The organism is Bacillus rugosus, from assembly GCF_023238245.1.
Taxonomy (GTDB): Bacteria; Bacillota; Bacilli; order Bacillales; family Bacillaceae; genus Bacillus; species Bacillus rugosus.
In genome coordinates this window covers 349,870-365,158 of record NZ_CP096590.1, presented here as the reverse complement: position 1 = coordinate 365,158, position 15,289 = coordinate 349,870, and the positions used below count along the sequence as shown (strand labels likewise).

The following is a 15,289-nucleotide window of genomic DNA, read 5'->3' as shown; positions in this document are numbered from 1 at the left end:
TCCTCCTTATAAAATAGAATCATTACGATTTAACTTGTGTGCTTCGCCGTATGCGCAATGGTGTAAGCAGCTTTTCGTGCTCCGGAAATATTTCTCGCTGTCGGCCCGATTTCTAATTCAGCAAAGGCTCCCATCACATATAAGCCTTTTCCCCATTGCAAATCCTTGCCGACAATCGGAAAACCGCAGTTTGCATAAGGCAATTGCTCCGCTTGTGCTGCTCTCTGTACCCACTCGAACCGGCTGATGTCCGAGGTAAAACCTGTTGCCAATGCGATACGCTCGTATTCGTATGGCGATTCGCTGGTTTTACCGAGTATCTGTAACTTGCCGTTATCTGTTTTTTGGCAAGAATCAATGTCATCCTGAATGACTTTTATTCTGCCCTCCTCCTTATAGACAGCAAGTGTTCTTGAAATGTCATTTGGAAAAGAGCCACGATGTCTGGCGCTTGTAATCCATTGCCTTCTCTTTTGATAGTCAGACGTTTTACTAAATGCTTTCATATATTTCGGACCTAGCCAGCCTGGATCACTATCGAAGTCATAGATCCGGAACTTATGCCTCACCAGCATCGTCACATCATGCCCATCATCTGCGAGTTTTATGGCGTAATGAGCCGCCGTTATCCCCCCGCCTACAACTGCCATTTGCACACTTTCATTCCCTACATCATGCACATCTCTATCAAACACATGATAAATGCCGTCATTCTGAAATGGTTTTGCCCACTCCGGCCAAGAAGGCTGATGAGAAAAACTCATGGCTAAAACCACTCGTTCACCTGTGAGTGTTCCAGCGGCATCTGTCTCCGCTTCCCACAACCCGTTTGTCCTTCTCAAATTTGTCACCGTGCCTGTATTCCATGCTTGCTCAATATGTATCTCATCCAGCACAGTCTCGCAGTGCTGATTGAAGAGCAACAGCGAGGGCCTCTTATATCTTCCGAAGAACACTTCAGGCCATTGGCTTTTATCCGCATACATTTGCAGGCTGAACGGCTCTGTGTCCACGTGATGAACCGATGGAGAGCGCAAGTATTTCATCCGAATGCGGCTTGTGTTTCGTTTCCAGCATTCAAGAGGCCGTTCATGGGGGTCAATGACAGCAAGATCCTCAATCGATGCCTTTCCGCTTTTCACCAGATGCACAGCCAAGGTTGTGCCTTGGATGCCGCCGCCAATGATCAGCCATTTATACATGGGAGAATCTCCTCTCTGTAAAACGTAATTGTTACGATTTAAATCGTATGTTCTTTTTTCCTATTTGTCAACCGCTTTTTCCATTCAGCTGATCACAATTTTTGTATGGTCAGGGATATGTTCATATATCCATTTCGCATCCGGGATGGTCAGCCTGATACATCCATGAGATGCTTTCGTTCCTAGTTTATCTGCTTCTTTTTCGATGACTTTTTTATCCTTTGTCATTGGCACACTGTGAAATAAAAACTCGCCATGATTTTTCCATGAGACCCAATATTCCGCGCCTTCCTGATATCCTTCAGAGAAAAACCATTCTCCCCGTTCAGGCTCTATATGAAAGGTGCCTTTTGGCGTAGCGTCGTCCTTTGTTTGATCAAGTCCTGACGAGACGATCATTGTATAGATGGTTTTGCTTCCTTCTTTGATGTAAGCCTTCTGTTCGTTCACGTCCACCTCAATCCAGACATGTTTCTGCTTGATATCCGGGTATTCACCGCCTGAAGGCATTGTCCAATCAATGCTTGTTTTTTCTGGTTTTCGGGCAGCCGTTATGGGCTCGTCCGTTTTCTTCGTATCAGAGCTTGCGTGTTCTTCGGCATGAAAAGAACATGCTGACAGCAGGCAGGCCGACAAAAGAACTGCAACAATGAATAATGAGAGTTTCATATTCTATCCACCTGTTTCGAAAAACTCAGCTTCGCATAGGCATCGTGGAGATGGATCGATTCTTCATTACGGCATTCAATCTCAAAGGCTTGTACCCATTCAAGCTCATATAAATCCGCGGCAATCAGCCGGGTGAGATCCTCAACAAATCTCGGGTTTTCATATGCCATTTCCGTCACGGCTTTTTCATCAGGGCGCTTCAGCACCGGATGCAGTTTCGCAGAGGCATTTGATTCTGCGGTGTGAAGCAAATCGGCTTTAAAATCGCTTGGCATCGATGCGGCCGGATGAATATCAGCCCAAATGCTGACCGTTCCCCTCTGATTATGGGCACTGTATTCACTGATTTCCTTGGAACAGGGGCACAAAGTCGTTACTTTCGCTGAGATGCCGGCACGCTGTTCAAACGGCTGATCTTCGTGATAGGTGACAGACATCAATATGTCAGCATGCATCAGACCCGCTTTCTCAAGCTTCGGACTTTTCCGTTCGAAAAACCATGGAAACCGCACTTCGACTGAAGCTGAGGACTGGTCCATGTTTTCCGCTAGCTCTTTCGTAAATTGCTGAAGTGAGGAAAATGAGAGAATCCAGCCGTTTTGATGATAGACTTGCAGAAGCTCTGTTAACCGGCTCATGTTAATCCCCTTCTGATTTCTCCGCAAATCACAAGTCATTGTAAATTTTGCAGCCGTTGTTTGCTCAGCAGGCGTCATAGCAGAAGTGATTGTGACCGGATGGGATACATTAGCGACACCTACATGCTGAATGTCAAAAAAATAATCCTTCCTGATATTTTGCAGATCCTTCATTTTCTCTTTTTCTACAGGTTTCTCGCCTTTTATCGGACTGACCGACCCAAAGTATTGAAGACGTTCCGGTTTTCCCAGAAGCAGCGTGTGTTGATTCAATCAGAAAACTCCTCTCGTTAACAAAACGTAATAATTACTATTTATTTTGATCGCTTCACCGAATAAAATCAAGAGAAAATAAAAAAGACACGCTCAAATGCGTGTCCGTCAAAGCCTAAACATCAGCGGGGCTGCTTTCCGCGCTCCAGCTTTTTCTCCAGTAATAGCCTGCGGCGAGCACGAGCGCAAACGCCAGCAGCGCGATACAGGAAAACGTGATAAATCCGATAGCATATGTGCCTGTCATCTGTTTTAGCGATCCTAAGATATTCGGCAGGAAAAAACCTCCTATGCCGCCGGCCGCGCCGACGATTCCCGTCACCATGCCGATTTCTTTGCGGAAGCGTTGCGGGACGAGCTGGAATACGGCTCCGTTGCCCATTCCAAGCCCCATCATCCCGACAAACAATAGAACGATGACCATCGAGAGAGACGGCAGGCTGCTGACCCCGGCCATACACAGGGCCACAATAACAAACAGTACAGAAAGAACTTTCGTGCCGCCGACACGGTCCGAAATCAAGCCCCCGACAGGCCTGAAAAAACTCCCCGCCGCCACACATAATGTAACGAAATCGCCCGCGTGAATTTTTGAAAGCTGGTATTGATCCACAAAGAAAATTGATAAAAAGCTTGATAGCCCGACAAACCCTCCGAATGTGACGCTGTACAGTAGGCAGAAAAACCATGTTTCCTTTTGCCTGAACACATGCAGATAGTTTTTGAGCGGCTGTGGCGCAGGCTGTGCAGGAGAATCCTTTGCCATGGATACAAAAAGAACAAAGACGATCAATAAAGGAATGAGCGCAATTCCCATGACAATATGCCAGCCGAACTGCTCTGCAAGACGCGGGCCAAACAGGGTTGCAAACAAAGTGCCGCTGTTCCCTGCGCCGGCGATCCCCATCGCAAGCCCCTGCAAATGAGGCGGATACCATCGGCTTGCCATAGGCAGCGCAACAGCAAAGCTTGCCCCCGCCACGCCAAGCAGAATCCCGATGGCATACAGCTCAGGCAGCGAACGGCCGCCAAATGTCCCCCACAATAGCGGAATCATTGTCACCAGCATCCCGATCACTGCCGTTTTTTTCGGTCCGATTCTGTCCGTTAAAATACCTAAAATGATACGAAACACAGATCCTGATAAAATCGGCACAGCCACCACAAGCCCTTTTTCAAAAGGAGACAGGCCAAAATCCTGAGAAATATAAACACCCAACGCCCCAAGCATAACCCATATCATAAAGCTCACATCAAAGTATAAAAAGGAACAGAGCAATGTGAGTGGATGACCGCTAGTTTTCAGTTCCGACAGCTTCATAAGATTCTCCCTTCTCGCCCTCGATTATTTTAAATTTTCTGAATCAAGGATATATGACCATTTTTTTCTGGAAAAGAGATGTGTAAGCTTTTGTGACACGTTTAATGCGTTAACAAAGCATTGTGACATAATTTTTAATAAGAGAAAACTTACATGCTGCATTAAAGGAGGTCTGGTACATGAAGAAACAAAGACTGGTGTTAGCAGGGAACGGAATGGCCGGAATCCGCTGTATTGAAGAAGTATTAAAGCTAAATCGCCAAAGGTTCGAGATTGTCATTTTCGGAAGCGAACCGCATCCCAACTATAATCGCATTCTCTTATCCTCTGTATTACAGGGTGAAGCGTCACTCGATGACATTACACTGAACAGCAAGGATTGGTACGACAAGCATGGGATCATCCTTTATACGGGTGAAACGGTTATTCAAATTGATACAGATCAGCAGCGGGTCATCACGGATCGGAAACGCACCCTGTCTTATGACAAATTGATTGTGGCAACAGGCTCCTCCCCTCATATTCTCCCCATCCCCGGGGCAGACAAAGAAGGCGTCTATGGATTTCGAACAATAGAAGACTGCCAGGCGTTGATGAGCATGGCCGAACACTATCAAAAGGCAGCGGTAATCGGAGCCGGATTATTAGGACTGGAAGCCGCAGTCGGTTTACAGCACCTCGGCATGGATGTCAGCGTCATTCATCACTCCGCCGGCATCATGCAAAAACAGCTCGATCAAATGGCGTCGCGGCTGCTGCAGACGGAGCTGGAGCGGAAAGGCTTAACCTTTCTTTTGGAGAAAGACACCGTATCCATTTCCGGCACCTCGCGGGCAGACGGCATTTGCTTTAAAGACGGCTCTTCATTGAAAGCAGACTTGATTGTGATGGCGGCTGGCGTAAGGCCGAATATTCAATTGGCTGTGTCAGCCGGAATCGCAGTAAACCGCGGATTCATCGTGAATGACTATATGCAGACAAGCGAACCAAATGTGTATGCCGTCGGCGAATGCGCCGAGCATAACGGAACGGTGTATGGTTTGGCGGCCCCGCTGTATGAACAGGGAAAAGCTCTCGCCAAACATATTTGCGGTGTTCCATGTGAGGGGTATCAAGGGGCAGCACCATCCGCAGCTTTAAAAATAGCTGGAATTGATGTGTGGTCAGCCGGAAAGGTTCACGAAGATGAATGCACGACGAGCATCAAAATCTACGATGAACAAACAGGCATTTATAAAAAAGCACTCTTTGAGGATGACAAATTGGCCGGCGTTATTTTATTCGGAGACACACGTGACAAGCAGCGATTTCTCGACAGCCTGCTCAAACAAAGAGACATCTCTATTGTCAAAAGGCAGATCATCGAACCGGAGAAAGCCAGCACTTTATTTGAATCCATGCCCTCCAGTGAAACAATTTGCCAATGCAACTCAGTGACTAAAGGTGCGATTGAAAACGCAATGCACACGAAAGGCTTAACAACTGTTGAGGAAATCAAGCACTGCACCAAAGCATCCGGCTCCTGCGGAGGATGCAAGCCGCTAGTTGAAGACCTTTTGAGGTACATGACCATCAGCGAATATACAGAGCCCGGTGGCACACCTTCGTTTTGCGGCTGCACTGATTTTACAGAAGACGACATCATTGCCGAGCTTCAGCGCAAGCCATTCTCTAGTCTGGAAGAAGCGATGAGCCAGCTTGGCTGGAAAACGAAAAATGGATGTCCCAAATGTGGTCCGGCGATTCAATACTACCTGGAAATGCTGCAGCCCGGTTTTGTTCAGCTTGAATTACCCACGGAAGATTCTTGTATCCTCATTCCGCAAATGTACGGTGGATGCACAAACGCGGAGCAGCTAAGAAACATTGCCAATATCATCGAGGCATACAACATCCCTGATGTATCCATCACTCACGGCCAAAGACTGAAGCTTTCCGGGATCAGACCCGAGGATCTCCCGAACATTAAAAAAGAACTGAAAATGCCCGTTTGTTCAAACGAACACCGCCGCACGCTGCAAAGTGTCAATGCATGTACATGCGGACAAAACCGATCGATTCAACAGCTGGCAGCCCAGATCGAGAGACATCTTGAGATGCTTTCCATGCCCGCTTATATTTCTATCAGCTTATCATGTGAAACAGACTGCACCGATGCCGCCATACAAGATTTCGGCGCGATTCAGACGCAAGCCGGCTGGGACATTTACATCGGCGGCGTCCGGGGAACTCATGCCCGTTCCGGAGCCCTGTTTTGCGTGACAGACAACGCAGACAGCACAGCCGACATGATCAAAGGACTAATCCAGTATTATCGTGAAACAGCTCATTACTTAGAATCCGTTCATCAGTGGATAGACCGTCTCGGGATCGTTCATATCAGAGAAGTGCTATTTGAAGAGGACCTTAGGACACATCTGCTGGAAAGCCTCCAAACAGACTTTTCACTGATTCAAAACCCGCCTATACAGGCTGGCGCACATAAGAAAGGATGAGGCATTTTGACTGAGCGACTGCTTAGATATTTCCGTGATAAACAACAAGACATCCAATCAGAAAAGACGTATGACACCCAATGCCCGTTTTGCAGCATGCAGTGCAAAATGCAGCTCGTGGAACAAACCATCGTTACACGGAAAAAGTACACAGCGATCGGGATTGATAATTCTACTACACAGGGCCGGTTATGCATGAAGGGCATGAACGCCCACCAGCATGCCCTGAACTCCTCTCGCATCACCCGGCCGCTGCTGAAGAAAAACGGAGAATTTATGCCTGTTTCCTGGGAAGAAGCATTGAATCATATCAAAGACCAAGTGACGATGATTCAAAACGAACACGGCCATGACGCCATGGCTGTATACGGAAGTGCCTCAATTACGAATGAAGAGGCGTATTTGTTAGGGAAGTTCGCACGGGTGGGCTTACAGACAAAATATATCGACTACAACGGAAGGCTTTGTATGTCCGCTGCAGCAACCGCAGCCAACCAAACATTCGGCGCGGACAGAGGTTTAACGAATCCTTTATCAGACATTCCCCACACCCGTGTAATCATTCTGGCCGGAACCAATATTGCGGAATGCCAGCCTACGATGATGCCGTATTTTGAAAAAGCGAAAGAAAACGGCGCTTACATCATTGCCATTGATCCGCGCGAGACAGCGACGACGAAAATCGCCGATCTTCATCTGAAAATCAAACCCGGCACAGACGCCGCCCTTGCCAACGCTCTCGTCAAAATCATTATCGACGAACAGCTCGCAAACGAAGATTTCATTCGATCACGGACAAATGGATTTGCTGAGCTGAAGCAGCATACTGATACGCTGAGTCTGGAGGATATCGCTGCACAGACGAGTGTCCCGCTGGCGCACATGCGAAAAGCCGCTGTGAAGTTTGCCAAGGAAACGTCCGGCATGCTGTTTACAGCCCGCGGGATTGAACAGCAAACCGATGGAACAGCGGCTGTAAAGGGCTTCTTAAACATGGTGCTGATCACAGGAAAAGTCGGCAAACCTTATTCGGGCTACGGGGCAATCACCGGACAAGGCAACGGGCAAGGCGCCAGAGAGCATGGCCAAAAAGCCGATCAGCTTCCAGGCTACCGTTCTATCGAAAACGAAGAACACCGGGCACATATTGCGAAAGTGTGGGGAATCCATCAGGATGATCTGCCGAGAAAAGGCGTCTCAGCCTATGAAATGATTGAAAAAATCAATGACGGCGACATCAAAGGGCTGTTCCTCATGTGCTCAAACCCTGCTGTCTCCAGCCCAAATGCAAATCTCGTGAAAAAAGCTCTGAGAAAACTGAGACTCTTTGTCGCGATCGATTTGTTTATTTCTGAGACTGCGAAATACGCAGATGTGATTTTGCCCGCCTCCTCTTATTTAGAAGATGAGGGCACCATGACAAATGTCGAAGGCCGCGTGACATTAAGAGAAGCAAGCCGGCCATGTCCCGGTGAGGCAAAGCATGATTGGCAGATCATTTGTGATATCGCAACCGCTCTCGGAAAAGGCCGTTATTTTTCTTACACATCAGCAGAGGATATTTTTAATGAATTGAGAGAAGCGAGCCGAGGCGGGATTGCTGATTATTCAGGCATCACATACGACAGGCTCAGACGTGAAGGCGGCATTCATTGGCCGTGTCCGGAACCTGATCATCCTGGAACAGGGCGCTTGTTTGCGGACTCATTTGCACATCCGGATCAAAAAGCGGCATTAAGTGTGATTCCAAACGAACCGGCTGTTCCGAAAGAGAAACCGACAGCCGATTATCCGCTTTATTTAACGACAGGCCGAGTTATGTCTCACTACTTAACAGGCGTCCAAACGAGAAAAAGCGCTGCCCTTGCTGCGAGACATTTTGAATCATTTATGGAAATCCATCCGCAAACAGCAGCCTCCTTCCATATTAAAGATCGTGTACTCGTAAAAATAGAGTCGCCACGGGGAAGCATCACCGTCCGCAGCAAATTATCGGAACAAATTAGAAAAGACACTGTTTTTGTCCCTATCCATTGGGCAGACGCTCAAAATGTGAATGATTTAATCGGAGAAGCCTTAGATCCTGCCTGTAAAATGCCCGGTTTTAAGGTGTGCGCCGTCCGAATCAGACCTATTTAATTTTTCATAAAATTTTTAGAACTTTTCGTATATTTTGTTACATTTTATAACATGTATCTTAAATATTTCTTTTTGCTGTGCTACGCTGGAAAAAACATTGATAAGGAGCGGATCATCTGATGGGAAAAAAACAGCTAGTTCTTGTTGGAAATGGAATGGCCGGGGTAAGGGCCATTGAAGAGATACTGAGTGTTGCAAAAGACGAGTTTCAGATCACAATTTTCGGTGCCGAACCGTATCCCAACTACAACCGAATCCTTTTGTCAAAAGTGCTTCAAGGCGATACCGACATCAAAGATATTACGTTAAACGATTGGGACTGGTACGAAGAAAACAATATTCAATTGTATACAAATGAAACAGTCATCAAAGTGGACACGGAGAACAAAACGGTCATCACAGATGCAGACAGAATCCAGCCTTACGACGAACTCATCCTGGCGACAGGCTCGGTCCCTTTTATCCTTCCGATTCCGGGCGCAGACAAACAAGGCGTCACAGCTTTCCGGGACATAAAAGATACAGACACGATGCTCGCCGCGTCAAAACAATATAAAAAAGCAGCTGTCATCGGCGGAGGCCTGCTTGGTTTGGAAGCCGCTCGCGGACTTCTGAATCTCGGCATGGACGTGTCCGTCATCCACCTCGCCCCATTCCTGATGGAACGCCAGCTTGATGCAACGGCAGGACGCCTGCTGCAAAACGAGTTAGAAAAACAAGGAATGACCTTTTTACTTGAAAAGCAAACTGAAGAAATTGTCGGTGATGGCCGTGTCGAAGGTGTCCGCTTCAAAGACGGCACCAGCATTGAAGCTGATTTGGTGGTCATGGCTGTCGGCATTCGCCCGAACACAGTGCTCGGAGCCGAAAGCGGCATTCCGGTTAACCGCGGAATCATTGTCAACGATTATATGCAAACTGAAATCCCGCACATTTATGCGGTCGGTGAATGCGCTGAGCACCGGGGAATCGCATATGGGCTTGTGGCGCCGCTTTATGAACAGGCAAAAGTGCTGGCGAAGCATATTTGCGGCATCGAAACAAAACCGTATGAAGGCTCCGTTCTCTCCACTCAGTTAAAGGTATCAGGCGTCGAGGTCTTCTCTGCCGGTGACTTTAATGAATCAGAGGAGAAAAAAGCGATTAAAGTCTTCGATGAGCAGGACGGCATCTATAAAAAAATCGTCCTGAGAGGCAATCAAATTGTCGGTGCTGTTTTATTCGGCGACAGCAGCGAGGGCAATCGCCTGTTTTCTATGATTCAAAAAGAAGCCGATATCACTGAAACCTCTAAAATATCAATCTTACAGCCTCTCAACCAAGAAGCAGGCACAAGCATTACCGCAGCGATGAGCGACGATGAAATCATCTGCGGCTGTAACGGCGTGTCAAAAGGTGCCATTATTCAAGCCATACAGGAAAAAGGCTGCTCGTCAACGGATGAGATCAAAGCATGCACCGGTGCATCCCGCTCATGCGGAGGCTGTAAGCCGCTCGTAGAAGAAATCCTCCAGCATACGCTCGGATCTGACTTTGATGCGTCAGCGCAGAAAGAAGCAATTTGCGGCTGCACCACATTGTCGAGAGATGAAGTCGTAGAAGAAATCAAAGCCAAAGGGCTGTCACATACAAGAGAAATCATGAACGTGCTCGGCTGGAAAACGCCAGAAGGCTGTTCAAAATGCCGGCCGGCCCTGAACTACTACCTAGGCATGATCAATCCAACCAAATACGAGGATGAACGGACATCCCGCTTTGTTAACGAACGAATGCACGCCAATATTCAAAAAGACGGAACATATTCAGTCGTGCCACGGATGTATGGCGGTGTGACCAACTCCACAGATTTGCGCAAGATCGCAGATGTCGTCGACAAATATGAGATTCCGCTCGTTAAAATGACTGGCGGCCAGCGAATTGATCTCATCGGCGTGAAAAAAGAAGACCTTCCGAAGGTATGGGAAGATCTAGATATGCCTTCAGGCTACGCATACGGAAAGACACTCCGTACAGTAAAAACGTGCGTAGGCGAACAATTCTGCCGCTTCGGCACGCAAGACTCCATGGCACTGGGCATTGCGCTTGAGAAAAAATTCGAAGGACTGAACACACCTCATAAAGTGAAAATGGCCGTGTCTGCCTGCCCGCGGAACTGTGCGGAATCCGGCATTAAGGACCTTGGCGTTGTCGGCATTGACGGAGGCTGGGAGCTTTATGTCGGCGGAAACGGCGGAACTCATTTACGTGCCGGTGATTTGCTGATGAAGGTGAAAACAAATGAAGAAGTCTTAGAATACGCAGGCGCTTACCTGCAATACTACCGGGAAACTGCAAACTATCTGGAGCGTACTTCCGCATGGCTTGAGCGCGTCGGTTTATCCCATGTCCAATCCGTGTTAAACGATCAGGAAAAGCGGCAGGAGCTGAACGACCGAATGAATGAAACACTCTCTGTCCACAAGGATCCGTGGAAGAACTTCTTGGAAAACAAACAAACCTCTAAAGAATTATTTGAAAATGTCGTGACGACATCATAATGACAAAAAACAATCATTAAGGAGGAATGGACATGGTAAACAAAGGCGCAACAAAAGTATGGATCGGAAAAATTGAAGAATTGCCTGAACAATTAGGCAAAACAGTGTATATTGAAGATAAGGAGCTCGCGGTTTTCAAGCTTTCAAACGGAAGCATCCGCGCCATCGAAAACCGCTGTCCGCATAAGGGCGGCGTCCTGGCAGAAGGCATCGTCAGCGGCGAATATGTTTTCTGCCCGATGCATGACTGGAAAATCTCCTTAGAAGACGGAATCGTCCAAGAACCAGATCACGGATGCGTCAAAACATACGAAACGCTGATCGAAGGAGAACATGTTTATCTCGTATATTGATCAAAAGACCGGATCACTTTTAAGTGATCCTTCACTTTTTACAGTGACGGAAGGATGACATGATCATGAAGAACGGAATCGTATATTTCGTGGGGGCCGGTCCCGGCGATCCTGGGCTGCTCACCATCAAAGGAAAACAGGCGCTCGAAGAAGCTGATGTTATTTTATATGACCGGCTCGCCAACCCGAAACTGCTCGAATTCGCATCACCGGACTGCCAGTTTATTTATTGCGGAAAACTGCCAGACCGCCATTTTATGAAACAAAGAGAAATTAACGCCCTGCTGGTTGAAAAAGCATCAATTGGGTTAACCGTCGTCCGTTTAAAAGGCGGAGATCCGAGTGTATTTGGCAGAGTCGGCGAGGAAGCAGATGCTCTCCATGAGAATGGCATCCGCTATGAAATGGTGCCTGGCATCACCTCTGGCATTGCAGCTCCGCTATATGCGGGCATCCCCGTTACGCATCGGGATTTCGCTTCGTCTTTTGCCATGATTACAGCGCATGATAAATCATTAAAAGGCACACCGAACCTCGACTGGGAAGGGCTTGCCCGGAGCGTTCAAACCCTTGTCTTTTACATGGGCGTCAAGAACTTATCTTATATTTGCCAGCAGCTCATCGCATACGGAAAATCTCCTTCTGTCCCTGTCATTGTGATCCAATGGGGGACGTGGGGACGCCAGCGGAGTGTGAAAGGATCGCTTGAGAACATTCAGCAAAAAGTACAGGAACACCAGATCACAAACCCTGCAATTATCGTCATCGGAGATATCGTCAATTTTCAAACACATAGCTGGTTCGAAAGCAAACCACTCATCGGCCAGCACATGATGGTTGTCACTCATGGCGAAGATGAAGACCCGCTTGCAGACAAGCTGCGTGCTTCCGGTGCCGATGTCATCGAATGGCCGAAATGGCGGACTGAAAACATGCCTGTCAATGAAGAGATTCTTCGGAAGATCGACACCTTTGAAGACATTGTTTTCACATCACGCCGTGCGGTTTGTGAATTTTTCCAAGCGCTGACATCCAAGAAAATCGACATCCGCCAGCTGACAGCCCGCCTGAGTGCGGCATCTCAATATGCAGTGACGGAGCTTGAAAAACGAGGTTTTCTCGTCTCCGCCATTCAGACTGATTCTGAAAAATGTCTTGTTGTCGGGAGCCGTCATTCAGTGGAAAACATGCAGATGCATGAGTCCTGTTCGTTTTATATCACCCACCAAAACGTCATAGATGACCGGTTTACCCACATGATTCAGCGAACCATCAGTGAATCTCCGCTGCACATGATCATATGCCCGAACAAACCGTCTGTTCAGCAATTGATCAGCGCAGGCGAACAAATTGGCATTTTGCCGGAACCATCAGCAAGCCGGCCTCCCATCGTCTGCATAGGCGATGACTCAGCTGCCGGCGCTTATGGATTTACAGCTGTCCAAGAACAGGATGAATTGTTTGCTTTGATTCAAAATCAACAGGCGGAAAAAAAGCTCATTCACAGCTGATTGCGGCAGCCCTTTTCTGAAGGGCTGCTTTATTTATGCACCAATTTTTTGTGATGGGTTGAATACATCGCCATATTCTCGGCCTTAGGGTCCAAATAAGCCTTCGCGCTGTTGACCGCTGTGGGGCCTTCCGTAAAGCCGCCGGCAATCAATCTCAGCTTGCTTTCATAAAAAGCTGCGTCACCCGCCACAAACACACCCGGAAGATTCGTCCGCATATGTCTGTCAGCTTTCACCCTGCCTTCTTCAATCTCCAGCCCCCACTCCTTCATCGGTCCGAGATCAATTTTGAACCCATGATTAATGATCAGCTCGTCAACCTCTATGTCTTCCCTCTGGCCAGACGCATTATGGCAAACAGTCACGCTTTGGATGCGCTCCTCATCGCCGCTCAGCTGCTCCAGCCGATAAGGAGTGAGTACCCGCACCGATGATTGCTTCATCTTCGTCACACTGCTTTCCATTCCGCCGAATTCCTCACGCCGGTGAACGACAGTCACAGAAGCCGCAATCGGTTCCAGCTCATTAGCCCAATCGACCGCCGTATCTCCGCCGCCTGAAATCACGACCTGCTTGCCTTTAAACGCATCAAGCTTCTCCACTCCATAATGAAGATTTTTGCCCGCGTACCGGGTTGCATCCTCACTGTCAAACTCATTGACCTCAAGCGTTCCCATGCCGACAGCTAAAATCACGGTGCGTGTATAATGCTTTTCTCCTTCAGAACCTGTCAGCACAATGGTGCCGTCTTCCAAGCGTTCAAATCCAGTCACACGCTGATTCAGCACGATGTCAGGTTCAAACGTCGCCGCCTGCTCCTTCAGCTGCTCGATCAGCTGCTTCCCCGCAATTCCCGGTATTCCGCCGATATCCCGAATGATTTTCTCAGGAAAGAATAAAGATACCTTCCCTCCGAGCCGCGGCAAAAATTCGATTACTTTCGTTTTCAGCTCCCGCATCCCGCAGTAAAAAGCCGTAAACAGCCCGATCGGCCCCCCGCCTATAATCGTAACGTCATATACCTCTTGATTCTCAGCCATCCGTCCTGCCTCCCGTTCACATCTATATCAAAACCGTTTTAATTGAGAATGAATATCAATACAAAGTATATCATATTTCATGAGCCTGTGTTTATTCATTTCTGCCCCTTGTGGTAAATTGTTGAAAACCCTATAATAGGCAGAAAAACAAATGGGAGAAACAGATGAAAAGACGAGTTGAAACGATCACTTTCGAAGGACATACACTAGAATATTCTGTGACAGGCAAGGGAGCCCCAATTCTTGTCTTGCATGGCGGGCATTCAAATTGTTACGAGGAATTCGGGTACACGGCGTTGATTGAGCATGGGTATTCCATCATCACGCCTTCAAGGCCCGGCTATGGACGGACGTCAAAAGAGATGGGAAAAAATCTTGCCAGCGCATGCCGTTTCTATGTAAAACTATTAGATCATTTACAAATCGACAGTGTCCATGTGATTGCCATCTCAGCAGGGGGGCCAAGCGGCATATGCTTTGCCTCACACTATCCGGAAAGAGTAAGCACTCTGACCCTGCAATCCGCCGTCACCAAAGAATGGCTCACCCCCAAAGACACAGAATACAAAGTGGGAAGAATCCTCTTCCGCCCGCCGGTGGAAAAGTGGATGTGGAAGCTGACTTCTTCTCTGGTAAATGCCTTCCCGCGTTTGATGTTTCGAGTCATGAGCCCACAATTCAGCACGCTTTCGTTTCAGCGAATCAAGTCCATGATGGTTGAAAAAGACATAGAAGCATTTCGGAAAATGAACAGCAGGCAGCGCTCAGGTAAAGGATTTCTGCTTGACTTGTCACAAACCGCCTCTTTTTCTTCGAAAGAGCTGCAGGCCATCACATGTCCCGTACTGATTATGCAAAGTGTTTATGATGGATTTGTCGACTTGTCACATGCACATCATGCAAAAAAACACATTCCTGACGCTACTCTCCATTTGCTTCACTCATGGGGGCACCTGATTTGGCTCGGGAAAGAAGCTGCTGAAACAGATAGAATCATACTCGAATTCTTAGAATCCTAAACAAAGTGAAACAATCCTTCCCCCACCTCCGTCAAACAAGCAGTGCCTTTTTTTCTGGTATCATAAGAGAGGCAGCTTAACATGAGCGGAGG

11 protein-coding genes are annotated in these 15,289 nt (G+C 47.7%); 6 read left to right on the top strand and 5 right to left on the bottom strand.

Going from position 1 to position 15,289, the window contains the following annotated elements:
• Nucleotides 1-29 precede the first annotated feature (29 nt).
• The 4 genes from M0696_RS01925 to M0696_RS01910 all read right to left on the bottom strand — a co-directional run bounded on the left by M0696_RS01925 (nt 30) and on the right by M0696_RS01910 (nt 4,103).
• Nucleotides 30-1,202: an NAD(P)-binding domain-containing protein gene (locus tag M0696_RS01925; RefSeq protein WP_222143520.1), complete on the bottom strand. Its 1,173-nt coding sequence runs from the start codon at nt 1,200-1,202 to the stop codon at nt 30-32.
• A gap of 84 nt (nt 1,203-1,286) precedes the next feature.
• Nucleotides 1,287-1,871, bottom strand: coding sequence for a L,D-transpeptidase (locus M0696_RS01920; protein ID WP_222143519.1), 585 nt, complete (start codon nt 1,869-1,871; stop codon nt 1,287-1,289).
• Complete coding sequence (gene folE2 / locus M0696_RS01915) at nt 1,868-2,782, bottom strand: GTP cyclohydrolase FolE2 (RefSeq protein ID WP_222143518.1); 915 nt, start codon at nt 2,780-2,782, stop codon at nt 1,868-1,870. Before folE2 ends, M0696_RS01920 begins: the two co-directional genes overlap by 4 nt.
• A gap of 115 nt (nt 2,783-2,897) precedes the next feature.
• Entirely contained in the window at nt 2,898-4,103 is a 1,206-nt protein-coding gene (locus M0696_RS01910; protein ID WP_222143517.1) for an MFS transporter, read from the bottom strand.
• Nucleotides 4,104-4,282: 179 nt separating this feature from the next.
• Between M0696_RS01910 and nirB the strand changes: the two genes are divergently transcribed.
• The 5 genes from nirB to cobA all read left to right on the top strand — a co-directional run bounded on the left by nirB (nt 4,283) and on the right by cobA (nt 13,138).
• A complete protein-coding gene (gene nirB / locus M0696_RS01905; protein WP_248602424.1) occupies nt 4,283-6,598 on the top strand; it encodes a nitrite reductase large subunit NirB in 2,316 nt (771 codons plus the stop codon).
• 6 nt (nt 6,599-6,604) lie between these two features.
• The gene (gene nasC, locus M0696_RS01900; RefSeq protein ID WP_222143515.1) at nt 6,605-8,737 is read left to right on the top strand and encodes an assimilatory nitrate reductase catalytic subunit NasC; all 2,133 of its coding nucleotides are present in this window, start codon (nt 6,605-6,607) and stop codon (nt 8,735-8,737) included.
• Between the two features lie 119 nt (nt 8,738-8,856).
• A complete protein-coding gene (gene nasD / locus M0696_RS01895; RefSeq protein WP_222143514.1) occupies nt 8,857-11,274 on the top strand; it encodes an NADPH-nitrite reductase in 2,418 nt (805 codons plus the stop codon).
• Between the two features lie 32 nt (nt 11,275-11,306).
• Nucleotides 11,307-11,627 carry a nitrite reductase small subunit NirD gene (gene nirD, locus M0696_RS01890; protein WP_166854341.1) on the top strand — a complete coding sequence of 107 codons (321 nt, stop codon included), beginning with the start codon at nt 11,307-11,309 and terminating at the stop codon, nt 11,625-11,627.
• A gap of 59 nt (nt 11,628-11,686) precedes the next feature.
• Nucleotides 11,687-13,138 (top strand): uroporphyrinogen-III C-methyltransferase, encoded by a 1,452-nt coding sequence (gene cobA, locus M0696_RS01885; RefSeq protein WP_222143513.1) that lies wholly within the window; start codon nt 11,687-11,689, stop codon nt 13,136-13,138.
• A gap of 29 nt (nt 13,139-13,167) precedes the next feature.
• Here the strand turns inward: cobA and ffoR are convergent, their stop codons facing one another.
• Nucleotides 13,168-14,178, bottom strand: a complete 1,011-nt coding sequence (gene ffoR / locus M0696_RS01880) for a ferredoxin--NADP(+) reductase (RefSeq protein WP_166854343.1) — start codon at nt 14,176-14,178, stop codon at nt 13,168-13,170.
• A 164-nt stretch (nt 14,179-14,342) separates the two neighbouring features.
• Here ffoR and M0696_RS01875 point away from each other — a divergent pair, with 164 nt between their 5' ends.
• Nucleotides 14,343-15,197 carry an alpha/beta fold hydrolase gene (locus M0696_RS01875; protein ID WP_222143512.1) on the top strand — a complete coding sequence of 285 codons (855 nt, stop codon included), beginning with the start codon at nt 14,343-14,345 and terminating at the stop codon, nt 15,195-15,197.
• Nucleotides 15,198-15,289: the final 92 nt, after the last annotated feature.

Excerpts from the sequence above, each read along its gene's own strand:
- M0696_RS01920 (WP_222143519.1), bottom strand. The coding sequence starts at position 1,871 with ATGAAACTCTCATTATTCATTGTTGCAGTTCTTTTGTCGGCCTGCCTG.
- M0696_RS01910 (WP_222143517.1), bottom strand. The coding sequence starts at position 4,103 with ATGAAGCTGTCGGAACTGAAAACTAGCGGTCATCCACTCACATTGCTC.
- nirD (WP_166854341.1), top strand. The coding sequence starts at position 11,307 with ATGGTAAACAAAGGCGCAACAAAAGTATGGATCGGAAAAATTGAAGAA.
- nasD (WP_222143514.1), top strand. The coding sequence starts at position 8,857 with ATGGGAAAAAAACAGCTAGTTCTTGTTGGAAATGGAATGGCCGGGGTA.
- ffoR (WP_166854343.1), bottom strand. The coding sequence starts at position 14,178 with ATGGCTGAGAATCAAGAGGTATATGACGTTACGATTATAGGCGGGGGG.
- M0696_RS01875 (WP_222143512.1), top strand. The coding sequence starts at position 14,343 with ATGAAAAGACGAGTTGAAACGATCACTTTCGAAGGACATACACTAGAA.
- M0696_RS01925 (WP_222143520.1), bottom strand. The coding sequence starts at position 1,202 with ATGTATAAATGGCTGATCATTGGCGGCGGCATCCAAGGCACAACCTTG.
- cobA (WP_222143513.1), top strand. The coding sequence starts at position 11,687 with ATGATCATGAAGAACGGAATCGTATATTTCGTGGGGGCCGGTCCCGGC.
- nirB (WP_248602424.1), top strand. The coding sequence starts at position 4,283 with ATGAAGAAACAAAGACTGGTGTTAGCAGGGAACGGAATGGCCGGAATC.